General features: G+C 48.8%; 20 protein-coding genes and 2 tRNA genes. 18 read left to right on the forward strand and 4 right to left on the reverse strand.

Annotation, left to right across the window (positions count from 1 at the left end; genetic code table 11):
* Positions 1-58 precede the first annotated feature (58 nt).
* The 11 genes from H9Q79_RS01500 (at position 59) to purD (ending at position 9,455) form a co-directional block, all read left to right on the forward strand.
* On the forward strand, positions 59-937 hold the full coding sequence (locus H9Q79_RS01500; protein WP_118646200.1) for an MBL fold metallo-hydrolase: 879 nt from the start codon (positions 59-61) through the stop codon (positions 935-937).
* Positions 938-941: 4 nt separating this feature from the next.
* Positions 942-1,400, forward strand: a complete 459-nt coding sequence (locus tag H9Q79_RS01505; protein ID WP_249329064.1) for a GNAT family N-acetyltransferase — start codon at positions 942-944, stop codon at positions 1,398-1,400.
* Between the two features lie 188 nt (positions 1,401-1,588).
* A complete protein-coding gene (pyrE, locus tag H9Q79_RS01510; protein WP_249329065.1) occupies positions 1,589-2,284 on the forward strand; it encodes an orotate phosphoribosyltransferase in 696 nt (231 codons plus the stop codon).
* Entirely contained in the window at positions 2,281-2,757 is a 477-nt protein-coding gene (locus tag H9Q79_RS01515) for a VanZ family protein (protein WP_118646206.1), read from the forward strand. The genes pyrE and H9Q79_RS01515 overlap by 4 nt, the downstream gene beginning before the upstream one ends.
* Complete coding sequence (locus H9Q79_RS01520) at positions 2,741-3,058, forward strand: DUF6142 family protein (RefSeq protein WP_118646208.1); 318 nt, start codon at positions 2,741-2,743, stop codon at positions 3,056-3,058. The genes H9Q79_RS01515 and H9Q79_RS01520 overlap by 17 nt, the downstream gene beginning before the upstream one ends.
* Position 3,059: 1 nt before the next feature.
* Positions 3,060-3,653: an HD domain-containing protein gene (locus tag H9Q79_RS01525; RefSeq protein ID WP_118646210.1), complete on the forward strand. Its 594-nt coding sequence runs from the start codon at positions 3,060-3,062 to the stop codon at positions 3,651-3,653.
* Positions 3,654-3,708: 55 nt separating this feature from the next.
* Positions 3,709-5,763: an aminopeptidase gene (locus H9Q79_RS01530; protein ID WP_249329679.1), complete on the forward strand. Its 2,055-nt coding sequence runs from the start codon at positions 3,709-3,711 to the stop codon at positions 5,761-5,763.
* Positions 5,764-5,965: 202 nt separating this feature from the next.
* On the forward strand, positions 5,966-6,472 hold the full coding sequence (gene purE, locus H9Q79_RS01535) for a 5-(carboxyamino)imidazole ribonucleotide mutase (RefSeq protein ID WP_118646212.1): 507 nt from the start codon (positions 5,966-5,968) through the stop codon (positions 6,470-6,472).
* A 12-nt stretch (positions 6,473-6,484) separates the two neighbouring features.
* Positions 6,485-7,510, forward strand: a complete 1,026-nt coding sequence (gene purM / locus H9Q79_RS01540; protein ID WP_249329066.1) for a phosphoribosylformylglycinamidine cyclo-ligase — start codon at positions 6,485-6,487, stop codon at positions 7,508-7,510.
* A gap of 20 nt (positions 7,511-7,530) precedes the next feature.
* Positions 7,531-8,154 carry a phosphoribosylglycinamide formyltransferase gene (purN, locus tag H9Q79_RS01545; RefSeq protein ID WP_118646214.1) on the forward strand — a complete coding sequence of 208 codons (624 nt, stop codon included), beginning with the start codon at positions 7,531-7,533 and terminating at the stop codon, positions 8,152-8,154.
* Positions 8,155-8,180: 26 nt separating this feature from the next.
* The gene (gene purD, locus H9Q79_RS01550) at positions 8,181-9,455 is read left to right on the forward strand and encodes a phosphoribosylamine--glycine ligase (RefSeq protein WP_249329067.1); all 1,275 of its coding nucleotides are present in this window, start codon (positions 8,181-8,183) and stop codon (positions 9,453-9,455) included.
* 45 nt (positions 9,456-9,500) lie between these two features.
* Here the strand turns inward: purD and H9Q79_RS01555 are convergent, their stop codons facing one another.
* Entirely contained in the window at positions 9,501-10,139 is a 639-nt protein-coding gene (locus H9Q79_RS01555; RefSeq protein ID WP_118646216.1) for a superoxide dismutase, read from the reverse strand.
* 385 nt (positions 10,140-10,524) lie between these two features.
* Here H9Q79_RS01555 and H9Q79_RS01560 point away from each other — a divergent pair, with 385 nt between their 5' ends.
* A complete protein-coding gene (locus H9Q79_RS01560; protein WP_118646218.1) occupies positions 10,525-11,175 on the forward strand; it encodes a hypothetical protein in 651 nt (216 codons plus the stop codon).
* A 323-nt stretch (positions 11,176-11,498) separates the two neighbouring features.
* On the opposite strand, the gene H9Q79_RS01565 is transcribed toward H9Q79_RS01560, so the two are convergent.
* Both H9Q79_RS01565 and H9Q79_RS01570 read right to left on the reverse strand, forming a co-directional pair.
* A tRNA-Met gene (locus tag H9Q79_RS01565) sits at positions 11,499-11,572 on the reverse strand.
* Positions 11,573-11,594: 22 nt separating this feature from the next.
* Positions 11,595-11,667 (reverse strand) — tRNA-Val (locus tag H9Q79_RS01570).
* A gap of 95 nt (positions 11,668-11,762) precedes the next feature.
* Between H9Q79_RS01570 and H9Q79_RS01575 the strand changes: the two genes are divergently transcribed.
* The 6 genes from H9Q79_RS01575 to H9Q79_RS01605 all read left to right on the forward strand — a co-directional run bounded on the left by H9Q79_RS01575 (position 11,763) and on the right by H9Q79_RS01605 (position 16,556).
* Positions 11,763-12,353: a YdcF family protein gene (locus tag H9Q79_RS01575; protein ID WP_118646220.1), complete on the forward strand. Its 591-nt coding sequence runs from the start codon at positions 11,763-11,765 to the stop codon at positions 12,351-12,353.
* 88 nt (positions 12,354-12,441) lie between these two features.
* Positions 12,442-12,678, forward strand: a complete 237-nt coding sequence (locus tag H9Q79_RS01580; protein WP_118646222.1) for a hypothetical protein — start codon at positions 12,442-12,444, stop codon at positions 12,676-12,678.
* A 125-nt stretch (positions 12,679-12,803) separates the two neighbouring features.
* A complete protein-coding gene (locus tag H9Q79_RS01585; RefSeq protein WP_249329068.1) occupies positions 12,804-14,192 on the forward strand; it encodes an MATE family efflux transporter in 1,389 nt (462 codons plus the stop codon).
* Between the two features lie 33 nt (positions 14,193-14,225).
* The gene (gene rlmD / locus H9Q79_RS01590; RefSeq protein WP_249329069.1) at positions 14,226-15,617 is read left to right on the forward strand and encodes a 23S rRNA (uracil(1939)-C(5))-methyltransferase RlmD; all 1,392 of its coding nucleotides are present in this window, start codon (positions 14,226-14,228) and stop codon (positions 15,615-15,617) included.
* A 380-nt stretch (positions 15,618-15,997) separates the two neighbouring features.
* The gene (locus H9Q79_RS18720) at positions 15,998-16,162 is read left to right on the forward strand and encodes a hypothetical protein (RefSeq protein WP_330596880.1); all 165 of its coding nucleotides are present in this window, start codon (positions 15,998-16,000) and stop codon (positions 16,160-16,162) included.
* Positions 16,163-16,403: 241 nt separating this feature from the next.
* The gene (locus H9Q79_RS01605) at positions 16,404-16,556 is read left to right on the forward strand and encodes a DUF2992 family protein (protein ID WP_330596983.1); all 153 of its coding nucleotides are present in this window, start codon (positions 16,404-16,406) and stop codon (positions 16,554-16,556) included.
* Here the strand turns inward: H9Q79_RS01605 and H9Q79_RS01610 are convergent.
* Positions 16,549-17,850 (reverse strand): MATE family efflux transporter, encoded by a 1,302-nt coding sequence (locus tag H9Q79_RS01610; protein ID WP_118646226.1) that lies wholly within the window; start codon positions 17,848-17,850, stop codon positions 16,549-16,551. The genes H9Q79_RS01605 and H9Q79_RS01610 overlap by 8 nt on opposite strands.
* Between the last annotated feature and the right edge of the window lie 2 nt (positions 17,851-17,852).

A 17,852-nucleotide genomic window follows, 5' to 3' on the forward strand; every position in this document is an offset into this window, starting at 1 on the left:
CTGTTTTTTGCGAGTGGAGCGAAACAAAAAACGCAGGAAGCCGGAGGTATGAGGGAGAATGTATGAATTGATACAAGTGACAGACCGGAGCTATTATATTCAAAGCCCTTCCAAAATTGGCCTTGTGAGATTAAACGATTCGGATGTATGCCTGATTGACAGTGGCAATGATAAAGACGCGGGGCGCAAGATACGTCAGATTCTGAACGGGCGCGGCTGGCATTTAGCGGCCATTTACAATACTCATTCCAATGCCGATCACATAGGAGGCAACCGGTATCTGCAGGGTCAGACGGGATGCAAGATCTATGCGCCGGGCATTGAATGTGCGTTCACAAGCCATCCGGTTTTAGAGCCGGCGTTTCTATACGGCGCGTTTCCGCCGCGGGAACTGCGTCATAAATTCCTCATGGCGCAGGAGAGTAACGCGGCATATCTGACGAAAGAAGTATTGCCGGAGGGCTTTGAGATTCTTCCGCTGCCCGGACACTTTTTCGGTATGGTGGGCTATAGAACCCCGGATGGCGTCGTCTATCTGGCCGACTGCCTGTCCAGCAGACAGACCCTGGACAAATACCAGATCAGTTTTATCTATGACGTCGGTGCATACCTGGATACCCTTGAGAGGGTCAAGGCGTTGCGCGCAGTGATGTTTATTCCGGCTCACGCGGAGCCGGCGGAAGACATCGCTCCGCTGGCACAGTACAACATCGGCAAGGTGTGGGAGATTGCGGATAAGATTGTTTCCCTCTGCGAAGAGCCCCTCTGCTTTGAGAACCTGCTGCAAAAAGTATTTTCAGCATATGGACTGGCGATGGATTTTGAACAGTATGTGCTGGTGGGCAGCACCGTCCGTTCCTATCTGGCCTGGTTAAAAGACAACGGACGTATCGAAGCCGTATTTGAGAAAAATATGCTTCTCTGGAAGAAGGCATAGAACTATGAAGATCCGTGAATACAGAGCCTCAGACTGCAGAAGCCTGGCAGAGCTCTTTTATAAAACAGTCCACACCGTCAACGCCAAAGATTACACAGAAGCACAGCTGGACGCCTGGGCGGGAGGAATGGTGGATTTGGAACAATGGGACCGGTCATTTTCAGAACATTATACCTATGTGGCGGTGGAGAACGAGAGTATCGCAGGCTTTGGAGATATAGACGGGAGCGGGTATCTGGACAGGCTGTATGTCCATCACAAATACCAGCGGCAGGGAATTGCAGCGGCTATCTGTGATAAACTGGAACAGGCGGTCCCGGGCGCCAGGATCACCACCTGCGCTTCCATAACCGCAAGGCCCTTTTTTGAAAAAAGAGGATACAGGGTAATAAAAGAACAGCAGGTTGAAAGGGATGGGACATTCCTTACCAATTACCTGATGGAAAAATACAAGAGCCAGTGAGAGGGAGAGAGGTTCCTTTTGCCGGCTTTTTTGTCTGACTGTCCGCAGTATGAGTAAGATTCAGAGACTTAGTGAATAATATTGAAAAGTCCCCGTCAAGATTGCAAATAGCCACAGGGTATGATAAAATTATGTGAAAATCTGGTATCACAGGGCCAGGAATGCCTTTCAATAAAGGAGAATGTAAGATGGAAAGTTATAAAAGGGAATTTATCGAATTTATGGTGGAAAGTGACGTCCTGAAGTTTGGATCATTCACCCTCAAGAGCGGGAGAAAGTCCCCGTTTTTCATGAACGCAGGAGCTTATGTGACTGGTACACAGCTTCGCAGGCTGGGGACCTATTACGCGAAAGCGATCCATGATAATTACGGACTGGATTTTGATGTGCTCTTCGGGCCCGCCTATAAGGGAATCCCCCTGTCAGTGGCGACCTCCATGGCGATCAGTGAGCTTTACGGGGCAGACGTCCGCTACAGCGCCAACCGGAAAGAAGCAAAGGATCACGGCGATACAGGCATCCTTTTGGGCAGCGGCCTGAAGGACGGGGACAGGGTTGTGATCATCGAGGATGTGACCACCTCCGGCAAGTCTATCGAAGAGACCTTTCCGATCCTGAAAGCCCAGGGGAATGTGGAGATCAAAGGCCTGATGGTGTCTCTGAACCGTATGGAACGTGGCAGAGGACAGGAAAGCGCGCTTCAGGAGATTCAGAAACAGTACGGATTTCCTGCGAATGCGATAGTGACCATGGCTGAGGTCATAGAATACCTGTATAACCGTCCCTGCTGCGGCCGGGTAGTCATTGATGACGCGGTTAAAAAAGCAATTGATGAATATTATGAAGAATATGGCGCGGCGGGATTTCAGAAAGGGCTGCTGTGAGCAGAGAGGCGAAAAGGGTGATTCGGACAGCCGGCTGGGTGCTGTTCCTGATTTATCTGACTCTATTGATCTATTTGCTGTTTTTTTCCGAGAGCTACGGGCGGCAGGATTTTGCGGCGCGGCAATACCGCTATAATCTGCAGCCATTCCAGGAGATCCGCCGGTTTGCGGTCTACTGGAAAAACGTGGGATTTCTGGCCGCATTTCTGAATCTTGGCGGCAATGTGCTGGGATTTATGCCCTTTGGGTTTCTTCTGCCGGTTCTGAGCGCCAGAATGCGGAGGGCTGTTACGGTGGTTTTGCTGGGCTTCAGCGTGAGCCTGGCGGTAGAGACGATACAGCTGGTGACCAGAGTCGGTATTTTCGATGTGGATGACCTGATGCTGAACACTTTGGGGGCCGCGCTGGGATATCTGGTGTTTGCGGTCTGCAACCGGGTGAGGAGAAAGATTTATTATGGCAAAAAAATATAAGTATTCTTTTACCAGAGATCATGAGGCAAAAGAGGGGCTGGAAGCGCTGGTGCTATCCGGCATCTCTTTTGCTGCTTTTATTGTGCTGGCGATTATTTCCTTCGCCTTTTCAGGAAAGGGCGGAGCCGTGCTGGGTGCGATAGGGCTGGTGGCCATGCTTCTGGCTGTGTACGGCTGTTACCTGGGGCTGAAAGGGCTGGCGGAGAAGAACACCGGACACCGTTTTGCGGCGATCGGTACGATATTTGCGGGGGTCATGTCCATAATCTGGCTGGCCCTGTTTTTGGTAGGAGTGAAGTAAAATGGACAGAGAACGATTTGAAAAACAGAAAAATTTTATTCTGGAGATCGACAAAGAGAAGAGTATTTTCCGCCAGACACATCTGAGCGGAGGCGGGCGCAGAGAAAATGACGCGGAGCATGCCTGGCATATGGCGGTCATGGTTTACCTGCTGCAGGAATATGCTAACGAACCGATAGATATCGCCAGAACTATGATGATGGTGCTGACTCATGATCTGGTGGAGATTGACGCCGGGGATACATATGCGTATGATGCGGCAGGAAAGGCTACGGAGCATGAGCGTGAGACGGCCGCGGCGGACAGGATCTTCGGGCTGCTGCCGGAGGATCAGGGCCGGCTGATGCGGGGCCTGTGGGAAGAGTTTGAGGCATATGAGACGCCGGAGGCCCGGTTTGCCCACACAATGGACAACTTTCAGCCGATGCTTCTGAATGATTCCAACGGAGGAGGAGACTGGAAAGCCCGGGGCATTAAACGGTCCCAGACGGAGAAGAGGAATGAAAAGACAGGAACAGGTTCCAGGGAGATCTGGGAATATATGAAAACATTGCTGGACGCCAACGTGGCAAAAGGAAGTCTGAAGGATGAATAAAACCGGACGGCCTTACGGCAATGAGGACGACGGACATGGAAAGGATGAATTGCACATGACAGAAGAATTCGACGAATGGGAACGGTATGAGCTGGCTCTGGAACGGATCAGGCAGATCCCCATGGACCGTTCGGTGCCGGTGGTCTATCAGGATTTTTTTGAGAAAGAGGCTTCTTTTATCATACAGATGAACGGCCTGCGGGTGAAGCTGGAGAGGGGCGAATACCGTGACGCCTGCCTGTCAGAGCTGGAATTGATGAACCATGGACTCTATGCCGACATTCTGCCGGAGAATTATGAGACGTGTTATGGGAATCCGGCGTATGCTGCCGCTATGTTCGGAGAGGAATACGGGCGGCTGCTGAGCTTTCTGTATGCAGAGCTTCGGGGGCTGATTGTCTTTGCTTATGAGGACAGGCTCTGGGATATGCTGACGTCCATGGAGCTGTTTTTGGAATGCTATCACATGTTTGAGGAAGAAGAACTTCCCGGGGTTCAGGCTCTCAGGTCGGCTATTTACTGGTATGTGAGTGATTACAGCCAGGAGATGATGGAATACCGCGTCAGGGAAATGGTAGATCCCTCTCTCAGTTTTGCGGCAGACCTGATTATGAAGGAAGATTTATCGGACGTCCGGTATCTCTACCGCTTTGGTGAATATATCACGGAAAATGAAAGAAAGACGGCGGAATTCCTCAATTCGCTGTCCCAGGAGGAGATTGGGGCGATGGCCCGCACCTTTACGGAGGGTTACCGGATGGGGTTCGTGAACGGCGGCAAAGATCTGAGCAAAAAGAAGACGGTCAATATTCGTTATTGCCTGGGCTTTGAACGAATAATCCGTGAGGCAGTGAAACAATTTGCGGAAATGGGGCTGAGGCCGGTGATCTACCGGGCGGCCAGCCACTCTGTCAACAAAAGGCAGCATCTGCGCATCGGGTATTATGGGGCGGTCCCCAATCAACAATTTGATTACGATCACAAGAATGACGCGGCCATTTACCTGGATGAAAAGCTGGTCTCCAGAAAGCTTCAGGCTATGCAGCTGGCTTTTGAAAAATACAGGGAACAGGCCAACGCCCATGCCGGACCGGCCTGCATGGATGTGTTCGGGGAAACCCCTTTCATTCCGGAAAACAAGCGTGCGGCCTGCCAGCTCTCAGAAGATCAGCAGAGACTACAGGTGCGGTATGACAGTGAGTCGGGGCAGATTACCAACCGGTATATCATCGGGGAAGAGAGGAGCTTTACGATCATTGCCTATCCGGTTCCGGAGATAGGGTCTGGCTATGAAGAAATTTTCCGTGAGGTTGTAAAAATTAATACTCTGGATAACAGAAAATATCAGAAGATTCAACAGAAGCTCATCGACGCTCTTGACGAAGGAAGCAGTGTCCGCATACGGGGAATGGACGGCAATGAGACCGATCTGACCGTTCAGCTGCATACTCTCGGCAATCCGGCAAAGGAGACGAATTTTGAGAATTGCCTGGCGGATGTCAATATCCCTGTGGGAGAGGTGTTCACGTCCCCGATTCTGAAAGGGACCGGCGGAGTCCTGCATGTGAAGCAGGTGTATCTGGAGGAGTTCCGGTATCTGGATTTGAAGATCACTGTGGAAGACGGAATGATCCGTGGCTATACCTGTTCTAATTTTGAAAAGGAAGAAGATAACCGCAGATATATAGAGGAAAATATCCTGTTTCACCATGACAGCCTTCCTATGGGGGAATTTGCCATAGGGACCAATACGGCAGCTTACCGGATGGCCAGGGACTATCAGATTGCGGACAAGCTGCCGATTCTGATCGCTGAGAAGATGGGGCCGCATTTTGCCTTCGGAGATACCTGTTACAGCTGGCAGGAGGAGACGAAAGTCTATAACCCCGACGGAAAAGAGATTGTCGCCAGGGATAATGAGCGTTCTCTCCTGAGAAAGACAGACGTGAGCCAGGCGTATTTCGGATGTCATACCGACATCACGATCCCCTATGAAGAGCTGGGCAGCATCCGGGTTGTGAGGGAAGACGGTACGGAAGTCTCTCTGATTGAAAACGGCCGTTTTGTGCTTCCGGGGACGGAAGAACTGAATGAACCCCTGAATCGGTGAAGAAGGACGCTGCGAAGACGCGGCCGGAGCAGCCTGCGGGCATTAACGGCGCCTCAGGCGGACAGTAACCGGAGGCGGGACAGAAAAAAATAAACAGGTTGACAATGACTTCATAGGTTAGTAAAATAACTTATAAGCAATGGTTAATTAATAAATGTAACTTATAAGTATAACTAATGAGTATTGAAAAGGAGAGACGATTATGGCAAAAGTGGGAATTGTAATGGGAAGCGACTCTGACATGCCGGTTATGGCTAAGGCGGCAGATATGCTTGAGAAATTCGGCATTGAATATGAGATGACAATTATCTCAGCGCACAGGGAGCCGGACGTATTTTTTGAATATGCGAAGACGGCGGAGGATAAAGGATTCAAAGTAATCATAGCGGGAGCCGGCATGGCGGCGCATCTGCCGGGCATGTGCGCGGCTATTTTTCCGATGCCTGTCATCGGTATCCCCATGCACACAACATCGCTGGGAGGCCGTGATTCTCTGTATTCCATCGTTCAGATGCCTTCCGGAATTCCGGTTGCTACTGTCGCCATTAACGGGGGAGCCAATGCGGGCATTCTGGCGGCCAAGATCCTGGCTGCTTCAGATCCGGAGCTGCTTGCGAAGGTAAAAGCCTATGCGGCTGAACTGAAGGACCAGGTGGTGGCTAAGGACGCCAAGCTGCAGGAAGTCGGATATAAAAACTACACAAAATAAACGGAGGTCACTATGGACTATAAAAACGCAGGTGTGGATATAGAAGCCGGATATAAATCAGTAGAGCTTATGAAGGAGCACATCAGGAAAACGGTGCGTCCGGAGATGCTGGGAGGTATCGGCGGATTTTCAGGCGCCTTCTCCATGGAGAAGTTTAAAGACATGGAAAAGCCCACACTGGTGTCCGGGACAGATGGCGTCGGCACCAAGCTGAAGCTGGCATTTCTCATGGACCGGCATGATACGGTCGGCATTGATTGTGTGGCCATGTGTGTGAATGACATCGCTTGCGCGGGCGGGGAGCCTCTGTTTTTCCTGGATTATATTGCGTGCGGCCGTAATACGCCGGAAAAGATCGCGGAGATCGTGAAGGGAGTTGCGGAGGGTTGCTGCCAGGCAGGAGCGGCGCTGATCGGCGGAGAGACGGCTGAGATGCCTGGATTTTATCCGGAGGACGAATATGACCTGGCCGGGTTTGCCGTGGGCGTAGTGGATGAAAAAGACCTGATTACCGGCAGGGACCTGAGCGCAGGAGACGTGCTGATCGGCCTGGCTTCTTCAGGAGTACACAGCAATGGATTTTCCCTGGTGCGCAAGATCTTTGATATGACAAGAGAGTCTCTCGATACTTATTATGAAGAGCTGGGAACTACGCTGGGAGACGCGCTGATCGCTCCGACAAAGATATATGTAAAAGCGCTGAAGAGTGTGAAGGATTCCGGGGTGACCGTTAAGGGCTGCAGCCATATCACGGGAGGCGGGTTCTATGAGAACGTTCCGAGAATGCTGAAGGACGGCGTTTTTGCCGTGATCACGAAGGACAGCTATCCGGTGCCGCCGATCTTCCGCATGATGGCGGAAAAGGGCCAGGTGGAAGAGAAGATGATGTATAATACCTATAACATGGGCATTGGAATGATTTTGGCGGTGAATCCAGAGGACGTCGATACCGCGATGAAAGCGATCCGGTCGGCCGGGGAAGCTCCTTATGTGATCGGGCACATCGAGACCGGTGAGAAGGGCGTTCAGCTGGTATAAGGAACAGCATGGAGGATAATATGTTAAAGATGGCGGTACTCGTATCCGGAGGCGGCACCAATCTGCAGGCCATCCTGGATGCGATGGATAATGGCATAATTACCAACGCGGAAATTTCAGCGGTGATCAGTAATAATCCCGGAGCCTATGCCCTGAAGCGGGCGGAGGCCAGAGGGATAGACGCAGTGTGCATTTCACCGAAGAGCTTTGAGAACCGGGAAGCGTTTAACGAAGCGCTTCTGGCCAAGATCCAGTCTTATGGTGTGGATCTGGTAGTGCTGGCAGGCTGTCTGGTGGTGATTCCCAAGATCATGGTAGACGCGTATCCGAACCGGATCATCAACATCCATCCGGCGCTGATTCCGGCCTTTTGTGGGACCGGATATTATGGGCTGAAGGTCCATGAGGCGGCGTTGGAGCGGGGAGTGAAGATCACGGGAGCTACGGTTCATTTTGTGGATGCGGGAACTGATACCGGGCCGATCATCCTGCAGAAGGCTGTGGAGATCCGGGAGGATGATACGCCGGAGATCCTGCAGCGGAGAGTGATGGAAGAAGCTGAATGGGTCATCATGCCGAAGGCGATTGACCTGATCGCCAACGGCCGGGTGACAGTGAAGGACGGCCGGGTACATATCAGCTGACGGCAGATAGAGGAGGAAAGGGACCAATGAAGATTCTGATTGTTGGAAGCGGCGGAAGAGAGCATGCGATCGCCTGGAAGGTGGCGCAGAGCCCGAAGGCAGAGAAAATCTACTGCGCTCCGGGAAATGCCGGGATTGCCGGGATTGCGGAGTGTGTGAACATCGGCGCCATGGAGTTTGACAGACTGGTGTCCTTCGCCAAGGAAAACGAGATTGACCTGACAATCGTGGGCATGGATGATCCCCTGGTAGGCGGGATTGTGGACGTGTTTGAAGCAGAAGGCCTCCGCGTGTTCGGCCCACGTAAAAATGCGGCGGTCCTGGAGGGATCGAAGGCATTTTCTAAGGATCTGATGAAAAAATATAACATACCGACAGCAGCCTATGAGACTTTTGAAGAGCCTGAAGCGGCTCTTCAATATCTGGAGCATGCGGAATTCCCAATAGTGCTGAAGGCCGACGGCCTGGCGCTGGGCAAGGGCGTGCTGATCTGCAGCACTCTGGAAGAGGCCCGTGCAGGTGTGAAGGAAATTATGCTGGACAAGAAATTCGGCACGGCAGGCAACCAAATGGTCATCGAGGAGTTCATGACCGGCCGGGAAGTGTCTGTGCTGTCCTTTGTGGATGGGAAAATTGTGAAAACCATGGCTTCCGCCCAGGACCACAAGCGGGCAAAGGACGGAGACCAGGGCTTGAATACGGGCGGAATGGGCAATTTTTCCCCAACTCCGTTCTATACCAGGGAGGTAGATGAATTCTGCCAGAAATATATTTTCCAGCCTACAGTGGACGCGATGGCCGCGGAAGGCAGGCCCTTTAAAGGGGTCATCTTTTTCGGACTGATGCTTACAGCCAGCGGTCCGAAGGTGCTGGAGTATAATGCCAGATTCGGAGATCCTGAGGCTCAGGTTGTGCTGCCAAGGATGAAGAACGATATGATTGAAGTGATTGAGGCGTGTATTGACGGAACACTGGATCAGGTAGACCTGCAGTTCACCGATGAGGCGGCGGTCTGTGTGGTCCTGGCCAGCGACGGATATCCGGTCTCTTACGAAAAAGGCTTCCCGGTCAGAGGATTGGATCATTTCACTGGGAAAGACGGCTATTATGTGTTCCATGCGGGAACGAAGTTTAATGAAAAAGGAGAGATTGTCACCAATGGCGGCCGGGTGCTGGGGGTAACCGCGCTGGGTGAGGATTTGAAAGCTGCCAGGGCGAATGCATACAGGGCTGTGGAACTGGTGGATTTTGATAACAAGTATTTCCGCCATGACATTGGAAAGGCAATTGACGAAGCATAAGAAAAAGCCTGCCGGACGCAGTGTTGTGCCGGCAGGCTTTTTAGGTCACCGGCTGTTTGCCGGAAAGCAGTTGAGGTAGTTGTTGTTTGTCTGTGTCCAGTTCACCACCTGGAACCAGTCCTCTATATAATCTGCCCGTAGATTGTAATGCTTTAAGTAATAGGCGTGTTCCCAGACATCTATATTCAGCACCGGGCACAGTCCCAGCGGAAGAGGGGTATCCTGGTTGGCGGTTGTCAGAATTTTGAGGCGTCCGGCAGCATCGACCACCAGCCAGGCATAGCCGGAACCGAAGACTGAGGCCGCGGCATCTTTCATGCTGTTTTTAAAGGATCGGAAGCTACCGAATTCCGTCTGTATGGCTTCACTCAGCATTCCGGTCGGATGCATGGGAGCAGGGTTTGACAGGTTGGAAAAATAAAACTGATGATTATATACTCCGCCGCCGTTATTCCGGACAGGAGTCTGAATGGCATCCGGAAGGCTTGGAATATTTACGAGAAGCTCTTCCAGTGTCCAATCCTGGAACTGAGGGTATTCAAGGAGAGCCTTATTCAGATTATCAATATAGGTTTGCAGGTGCCTGCTGTGGTGAAGCCACATGGTCTTCGCGTCAATGTAAGGTTCCAGGGCGTCATATGCATAGGGGAGAGGGCGGTTTACGAATTTGTAGTGCTCGTTCATACGATAGCCTTGTTTTTTTTAATATATGCGGGCTGAGGGAGCGTGTGAATGGTTGTTGTGCCTGTGGAGTATGGGATTACTAAATTGGATATACCTGTGAAGGTACTGCGGTTATATAAATTTATTTTGATGGGAATAATGAACTAATCTTTATGATATTGGCTCATTAGAAAATCAATAACAGCCATTTCTATTGCGGCATCAAGAGTTTGCTTATGAACCTTTCATTCCAGGTAAGTGATATTCTTATCTGAAATTAAGTGAACGGCGACCTTGCAATATCAAGATGCCGTTCTAAATACAGGTTTAAATAGTTTTCATATACTATGAGCCATAGTTATCTTTCTTTGTATATAAATCTTTAAAATGAGGGCGGGGGAAACAGATGAAAAAAATTATTGAGAAAATACTAAATATAAAAGTATTAGGAATTACGGCAGCCATTCTGCTGGCAGCGACGGTTATTTTCGGAGTGTTATGGAATTCAGACAGTGCGGAGAAGCAGACTGCTATCAACGAATTGACTTCCAGGAATTCTGAGCTGGATACACAGTTAAAGGATGCCCAGGACAGCATAGAAGCGTTAGAAGGCGAGAAATCAGAACTAGAAAAGATTAATAAGAAGCAGTCGGCACAGATTGAAGAATTGTCGGATAGTGTCGAGGAATATGAAGGCAGGATCAGTGAATACGTCGATCAGAGTGAGACGATAGAGGAGCAGTTGCGTGCTATTGAAGAATTAAATGGCAAGCTGTCTACACTCCAACAGCAATACGATACTCTCACCGCAGAACACCAGGGTTGTCAAAAGACAATTGAAAGTTTAAATACTCAGCTTCAGACTGCGCGGAATAATCAGTCTAATACGCCGGCCAATAATAATATAAATGCCGGGGGCGAAACTGTATATTGGGTAACTAACGGGGAGGTCTATCACTCAACTCCTGATTGTCCGTCATTGAGCAGATCAAAAAATATACACAGCGGGACAATTGCACAAAGTGGAAAGAGCCGTCCCTGCAAAAATTGTTATTGAATGTAGAAGAGCAGGATCAGTCTTCCTGCTCTTTCTGATGCGATATAACTGAAAAACACATGACATTCCGAATAAAACATAGCGTCCAAATTCTTTTTCGATTGGCATAGGGATAATATCGATAACATCAGAGTGTTTGCCAGGCCTGGTGATAGAAGAATGACATTAAAATATTATTGCTTTAATGGAAATACAAATACGGAAGAGGAAGAGTAGCAAGAAAATGTTTTATTAAATGAGTTGATTACTAAGACGGTGCAAATTCGCAAAAACAACGAAGCCCGAAACACCATATCAGCATAGTGCTTCGGGCCGAAAAACAGTAGCGAGAGGGGGACTTGAACCCTCGACACCGCGGGTATGAACCGCGTGCTCTAGCCAGCTGAGCTATCTCGCCATATCATATGATTTCTGTTGAATGGGGCCTACAGGGCTCGAACCTGTGACCCTCTGCTTGTAAGGCAGATGCTCTCCCAGCTGAGCTAAGACCCCATTTTCAGGTTGCTTTTCACAACCCGCTTTGCTATTATACAATTATAAGACAAGTTTTGTCAATACCTAATTTAAAAAATATGCAGGAGATTGTAATGCACGATAAATTACTGAAGAATTTTACGGATTTTATCTTTGTAAATGATCCGCCACGTGAAGCGGATATCATATTCGTGCCGGGGAACGGTTATCCGCAGATGGCTGAAAAGGCCGCCTGGCTCTGGAAAGAAGGGGTTGCCCCGGAGATTCTGCCATCGGGCAGATACAGTGTGCTGACAGGACATTTCAGCGGCGTGCTGGCGAAGGCGGAAGTGTATGGGGGTGATTATCAGACGGAGTGGGAGTTCCTGAAGGATGTGCTGGTGAAAAACGGCGTGCCTGAAACGGCGGTTCTCAGAGAAGATCAGGCAATGTACACCTATGAAAATGCAATCTATTCCCGCCAGGTGCTGGATACTCTGGGCAGGGTGGTGAAGACGGGCATTATATGCTGTAAAGAATACCATGCCAGGAGATGTCTGTTGTATTACCAGCTGTTATTCCCGGATGCAGAACTTCTCGTATGCCCCGCGGATACAGGTATCAACCGTGAGAACTGGATGGACAGCGGAGAGGGAATTGATCAGGTTCTGAGCGAAATAGAGCGGTGCGGAGGCCAATTTCATAAAATTCTCCGCAATTTATAAAATTTTTTGAAATAGTGGTAAAAAGGGTAATAGTATGGTATACTATAGCAAATAAGCATTTGAATACTAGAAAAGGTTGGTGGCTGATATGAATAAGATTGATGAATTGGTTGATTTAATGCGTAAGAAAGAGAAGAAAGACGCAGATAAACCAAAGAACATTCTGCTTTGGATACTGGCAATTATAGGCGCAGTAGCTGCAGTTGCCGGCATAGCATATGCGGTATATCGTTATTTTACGCCGGATTACCTGGAAGATTTTGAGGATGATTTCGAAGACGACTTTGACGACTATTTCGAGGATGAAGACGAAGAGAAGGAATAGGTCTGCTTTGAAATGGGAGACAATGATTCTGGAGCTTCGGCACTTTTGGGTGTCGAAGCTCTTTTTCTGCGCAGAGGGGACGGGTGTTTAACGTCCTGTTGGAGACAGCGATTCTGGAGGGAAAGATGAAAGCAACAATTAAGGATATGACACGGGGCAATCCGGCAAAATTGATATTTCTATTTGCAATTCCTCTGATATTGGGGAATTTGTTTCAACAGTTTTACATGTTGGTGGACACAATTGTAGTCGGACAGGGTGTTGGCGTTGACGCTCTGGCAGCCATCGGTGCGGCCGACTGGATCAACTGGATGGTGCTCGGGCTGGTTACAGGCCTCACCCAGGGCTTTTCCATATTGTTTTCCCAGTTATATGGTGCTGAGGATTACCGCGGTTTAAAAAAGGCGGTGGGTAATTCAATCAAGCTGACCGCTGGTGCGGCAGTTTTGTTCGTGGTGGTGACAGAGCTGGCGATTGATCCGGTTCTGGGGATTCTGCAGACGCCGGCGGATATCTTTGACGGCGCGGCTATCTATCTGAGAATCTTATTCGCGGGAGTTCCGATCATTTTGGCCTACAATCTGGCAGCCGCCATTCTGCGCGCATTGGGAGACAGTAAGTCGCCTCTCTACGCGATGATAGTAGCAGCCGGAGTGAATGTGGGGCTGGATCTCTTGTTTGTTATGGTATTTCACTGGGGGATTCCCGGGGCGGCGGGGGCTACAGTGATCGCACAGGGCTGTTCTTTCCTGTTTTGCCTGCTAAGAATACGGAAAATTGAGATTCTGCAGATTTCCAGAGAAGATCTGCGGCTGAAAGGGGACCTGGTATCTTCGCTGCTTCGCCTGGGGCTTCCCATCATGTTCCAGAATACGGTTATTTCGGTAGGAGGCATGGTGCTGCAGTCAGTGATTAATAAAGTGGGGGTGCTGTTTGTGGCGGGCTTTACGGCCACTAATAAGCTGTATGGGATGATGGAGATGGCGGCCATATCCTATGGTTTTGCGGTGACTACCTATGTGGGGCAGAATCTGGGGGCAGGTAAATATGAGCGGATTAAAAAAGGAGTTTCCAGGGCAGTTCTGATGGCGCTTTTAACGGCAGTTCTGATTTCTGCCGTGATGCTGATATTTGGAAAGCCGATTCTGAGCATGTTCATATCCGCCAGCCCTGAAAAAGCGGCAGAGGTTCTCCGAGTAGCTTACTATTATCTGACTATATTATCGGTGTGCCTGCCTGTTTTGTATCTGCTGCATGCGTATCTGTGTGCGCTGAGAGGGATGGGGGATACGTTGATTCCGCTGCTTTCTGGTTTTGTGGAATTTGGGATGCGCGTGCTGGCTGCGAAAGTGCTGCCGGCGCTTTTGGGGCAGACCGGCATCTTTTATGCGGAAGTCATGGCCTGGTCCGGGGCTGCCGTTCTGGTTGCAGTTACATATTATATCCGGATACGCAAGCTGACTGGCCGGCCCGGACTAGGGACGTCTTCCTCCGCCGGGCCGGCTGGTAAATGAGGATGCAGCGTTGCAGAAAATGGAGATTGAAGGATGAAAAAAGGCGAGATTTATGAGGGCGTTATAGATAAGGTTGTGTTTCCCAACAAAGGAATAATTTTTGTGGGTGAGGACACGGTGACGGTCAAAAATGGCATTCCGGGGCAGAGAATCCGTTTCCAGATCAATAAAAAGAGAAAAAACAGAATGGAAGGGCGTCTGCTGGAAGTGCTGGAGAAGTCCCCGGAGGAAGTGCGCAGCCCTCTGTGTAGTATCTTTCCGGCCTGCGGAGGCTGTATGTATCAGACGATGGATTATGAAGCACAGCTGGAGATGAAAGCGGGTCAGATCCGGGAGCTGATGGATCAGGCGATTGCCGGCGCCGGGCAGGTGGATTCTGAGGGGAAGCCGGATTACTGCTTTGAAGGCATCAAAGCCAGCCCAAAGGAATTTGAATACCGGAATAAGATGGAATATTCTTTCGGCGATGAATATAAGGGAGGTCCTCTGGCGCTGGGGCTCCATAAGAAAGGCAGCACATATGACGTGCTGACCGCTTCAGACTGTAAAATCGTCCATGAGGACCTGAACAGGATTCTCAGCTGTGTGCTGGAATATTTCAGGAGCCGGGGCGGGACCTATTATCATAAGCTGACCCATGAGGGATATCTTCGCCACTTGCTGGTGCGCCGGTCGGAGGCGACAGGAGAGATACTGACAGCGCTGGTTACCAGCAGCCAGGAGGAATGGGATCTGGAGCTGCTGGCTGAACAGATCTGCAGCCTTCCGCTGGAGGGCCGGTTAGCCGGCGTACTGCATATGATTAATGATTCATTGGCTGATGTGGTGAAGAGCAATGAGACAAGAGTGCTGTGGGGGCAGGATTATTTTTATGAAAAAATACTGGGGCTGCAGTTCAAGGTCACGCCGTTCTCGTTTTTCCAGACGAATTCCCAAGGGGCCGAGGTGCTGTATGAGACTGCGAGAGAGATGATTGGGGACGTGGAGAACGCTACTGTGTTCGATCTCTACAGCGGGACGGGCACAATCGCGCAGATGCTCGCTCCGGTGGCAGGGCGCGTGATCGGCGTGGAGATCGTGGAGGAAGCGGTAGAGGCCGCGAAAGAAAATGCGGAATTGAACGGGCTGCACAATTGCAGCTTTTTGGCCGGGGATGTGCTGAAGGTGCTGGATGAGATACAGGAGCGGCCGGACTTTATCGTGCTGGACCCGCCGAGAGAGGGGATACATCCTAAGGCGCTGCCTAAGATCATTGAATTTGGCGTGGAACGGATGGTGTATATATCTTGCAAGCCCACAAGTCTGGTGAGGGATCTGGAGATCATCTTGCAGAATGGGTATAGGGTGGAGCGGATGAGCTGTGTTGATATGTTTCCGGGCACGGTACATGTTGAAACCGCCGTGTTGCTTGTGCGGAAACCTTGATTCTAGGTGGGGTTTTACAATATCCTAATAACTACGATAAGCTGATTACCATAAGATGGCCTCTTTATTTACATACCCTTTTCCTTTGTTTTTTGTAGAAGGGGAATTGGAAAAGGGAGATGTCACGAAAGCATGGGATAATAAGGGGGACATTAGTATTGGCGATGGAGCAATTATCGGCATTCTTGCCGTTGTCACAAAGGATGTACCTCCATAAATTATTGTCGGTGGCATACCATCAAAGCCTTTTAGAAATCGCTTTGATGATAAAATTATTTCTTACTTATTAAGTATTCCATGGTGGAACTGGTTAAATAAAAAATCGTTCAGAATATGTAAGAGATGCAGTCTGGGAATATCAAGCGAATTAAGGAGATCAGATGATGTGTACAAGATTTGTTTATAACGGGAATGATACGATTGCAGGATTTAATTTTGACATAGATCTTGCAGTTTGGACACATACCATTATAAAAGAAAAAGATAGATTTTACATTGGTGTCAAAATGCCTGATGGAGAGTATCATTCATTTCACGTAAAATAAAAACGGAAATGTTGGTACTTTGTTTTATGTGAATGGTAATGAAAACGGAAGATATATTAGGGACAGGAATAGCTGTACCATTTCAGAACTGACTGAAAGTTTTATTAAAGGTACGGTCACACTAGATGATGCACTTAATATCATTCAAAACAACAAGGTAGTATATGCTTCAGATGCTACGATGCAAGTAGGAAAAACAATATTTAGACAGCAAGGGCCCTTTTAAATTGAGGAATGCAAAATCGATCCAAAGTGTATGCCAAGAAAAATCAACAGCCAATTAAGGGACAAAGGGATCGGCACAAAAGCGCAGCAGGCACTAAAACTCCAATACGAACAAAACAAGGAGCTCATCGGCTCTGTTTGTAATGGAGTATTAAAAATTATTATTTAACACAATGTATAGGTGATGCTGTTTCTTTCATTTTCACTTCCGCATCATATAAATTTTTGTGTAAAGGAATTGCCATAAATACCGTAATAAGTGCCGATAGTACATCAGCGATCGGCTGCGCATATAAAATACCGTTTAATCCCCACACAGCGGGCAGGATTAAGATAACAGGAATAAAGCAGATCCCTTGCCGGCAAGCCCCAAGAAGGAAGCCTTCTTTTCCTTTTCCCAGTGCGAGAAATAAGGAAGAATAAACGGTATAATATCCAAACAGCATAAAGGTGATGCCATTTATCCTCAAGGAGTTTGCGCCAGTGCGAATCATTTCAGTATTTCCGGCAGTAAACTGGGAAACGATGGCGGTTGAAAACAGTGAAAATGCTAAACCTGCGATTGGCTGAAAACCTTTGATAAAACCAAATACGGTTAGGCTGCCCATAGATACAAGGCGGGTCACCACGCCCATCCCTGCGATGACGGCGTCACCATAATTTCCAGACGCATTGTTTATCATGGAAATAGACAGGCTTGTTAAGAGTTGAAATAAAAGGGTAGAAATACCGATTTTAAAGATTTCAGATAAAACATCTTTGGAAAAAGCACAATCCTTAATGGTAAAACGAAAAGTGCTTTTCTTTTGGAAAATATAAACCAGATATACCACAGTAGATACAAGCTGTGAAATTGCCGTGGCGATGGCTGCTCCTGCAACGCCTAAATTCAAAGTATCAATGAACAACGGGTCCAATCCGATGTTGAGGACAGCGCCAAACAATAAAGCGCACATTGTGGTTTTGGCTGCACCTTCGTTTGTGACGATGTTGTTCCTTGTTACATTAAATACATTGAAAATACAGGAAATAATATAGATACCGGCATAAGTAGACGCATAGGGCAGAATACTTTCTGTTGCACCTAAAAGCCTTAAAATAGGATTTAGAAAAATAACAGAAAGAAGAATAATAACTGCACCCACGGCAAGACTGCTATACAATGCGGTACTGGCAACTGTATTTGCCTGTTCTTTATCTCTCTGACCTAATAATCTGGAAATATAGGAAGCTGCACCGGTACCGAATAGAAGCCCTAACCCAACGACAACCTGACCGAGTGGATAAACGACAGAGATGGCACCCATCTGGCTCTCACCTAATCCACCAACAAAGTAGGCGTCAACAAGGTTGTATAAGGCATTGATAAGCATGCCAATCATCGTTGGAATACCCATAGCTAAGAGGGCTTTTGGAATTGGAGTACTTCCCAATAATTCGATTTTTCTGTTTTGACTGTTCATAG

The sequence above is a fragment of the Wansuia hejianensis genome (assembly GCF_014337215.1).
GTDB lineage: Bacteria > Bacillota > Clostridia > Lachnospirales > Lachnospiraceae > Scatomonas > Scatomonas hejianensis.

Coding starts and splice junctions, on each gene's coding strand:
- H9Q79_RS01555 (WP_118646216.1), bottom strand. CDS start 10,139: ATGAACGAGCACTACAAATTCGTAAACCGCCCTCTCCCCTATGCATAT.
- H9Q79_RS18720 (WP_330596880.1), top strand. CDS start 15,998: ATGATGTGTACAAGATTTGTTTATAACGGGAATGATACGATTGCAGGA.
- H9Q79_RS01575 (WP_118646220.1), top strand. CDS start 11,763: ATGCACGATAAATTACTGAAGAATTTTACGGATTTTATCTTTGTAAAT.
- rlmD (WP_249329069.1), top strand. CDS start 14,226: ATGAAAAAAGGCGAGATTTATGAGGGCGTTATAGATAAGGTTGTGTTT.
- H9Q79_RS01560 (WP_118646218.1), top strand. CDS start 10,525: ATGAAAAAAATTATTGAGAAAATACTAAATATAAAAGTATTAGGAATT.
- H9Q79_RS01525 (WP_118646210.1), top strand. CDS start 3,060: ATGGACAGAGAACGATTTGAAAAACAGAAAAATTTTATTCTGGAGATC.
- H9Q79_RS01505 (WP_249329064.1), top strand. CDS start 942: ATGAAGATCCGTGAATACAGAGCCTCAGACTGCAGAAGCCTGGCAGAG.
- H9Q79_RS01500 (WP_118646200.1), top strand. CDS start 59: ATGTATGAATTGATACAAGTGACAGACCGGAGCTATTATATTCAAAGC.
- purM (WP_249329066.1), top strand. CDS start 6,485: ATGGACTATAAAAACGCAGGTGTGGATATAGAAGCCGGATATAAATCA.
- H9Q79_RS01580 (WP_118646222.1), top strand. CDS start 12,442: ATGAATAAGATTGATGAATTGGTTGATTTAATGCGTAAGAAAGAGAAG.
- H9Q79_RS01520 (WP_118646208.1), top strand. CDS start 2,741: ATGGCAAAAAAATATAAGTATTCTTTTACCAGAGATCATGAGGCAAAA.
- pyrE (WP_249329065.1), top strand. CDS start 1,589: ATGGAAAGTTATAAAAGGGAATTTATCGAATTTATGGTGGAAAGTGAC.
- H9Q79_RS01530 (WP_249329679.1), top strand. CDS start 3,709: ATGACAGAAGAATTCGACGAATGGGAACGGTATGAGCTGGCTCTGGAA.
- purD (WP_249329067.1), top strand. CDS start 8,181: ATGAAGATTCTGATTGTTGGAAGCGGCGGAAGAGAGCATGCGATCGCC.
- H9Q79_RS01585 (WP_249329068.1), top strand. CDS start 12,804: ATGAAAGCAACAATTAAGGATATGACACGGGGCAATCCGGCAAAATTG.
- purE (WP_118646212.1), top strand. CDS start 5,966: ATGGCAAAAGTGGGAATTGTAATGGGAAGCGACTCTGACATGCCGGTT.
- H9Q79_RS01610 (WP_118646226.1), bottom strand. CDS start 17,850: ATGAACAGTCAAAACAGAAAAATCGAATTATTGGGAAGTACTCCAATT.
- purN (WP_118646214.1), top strand. CDS start 7,531: ATGTTAAAGATGGCGGTACTCGTATCCGGAGGCGGCACCAATCTGCAG.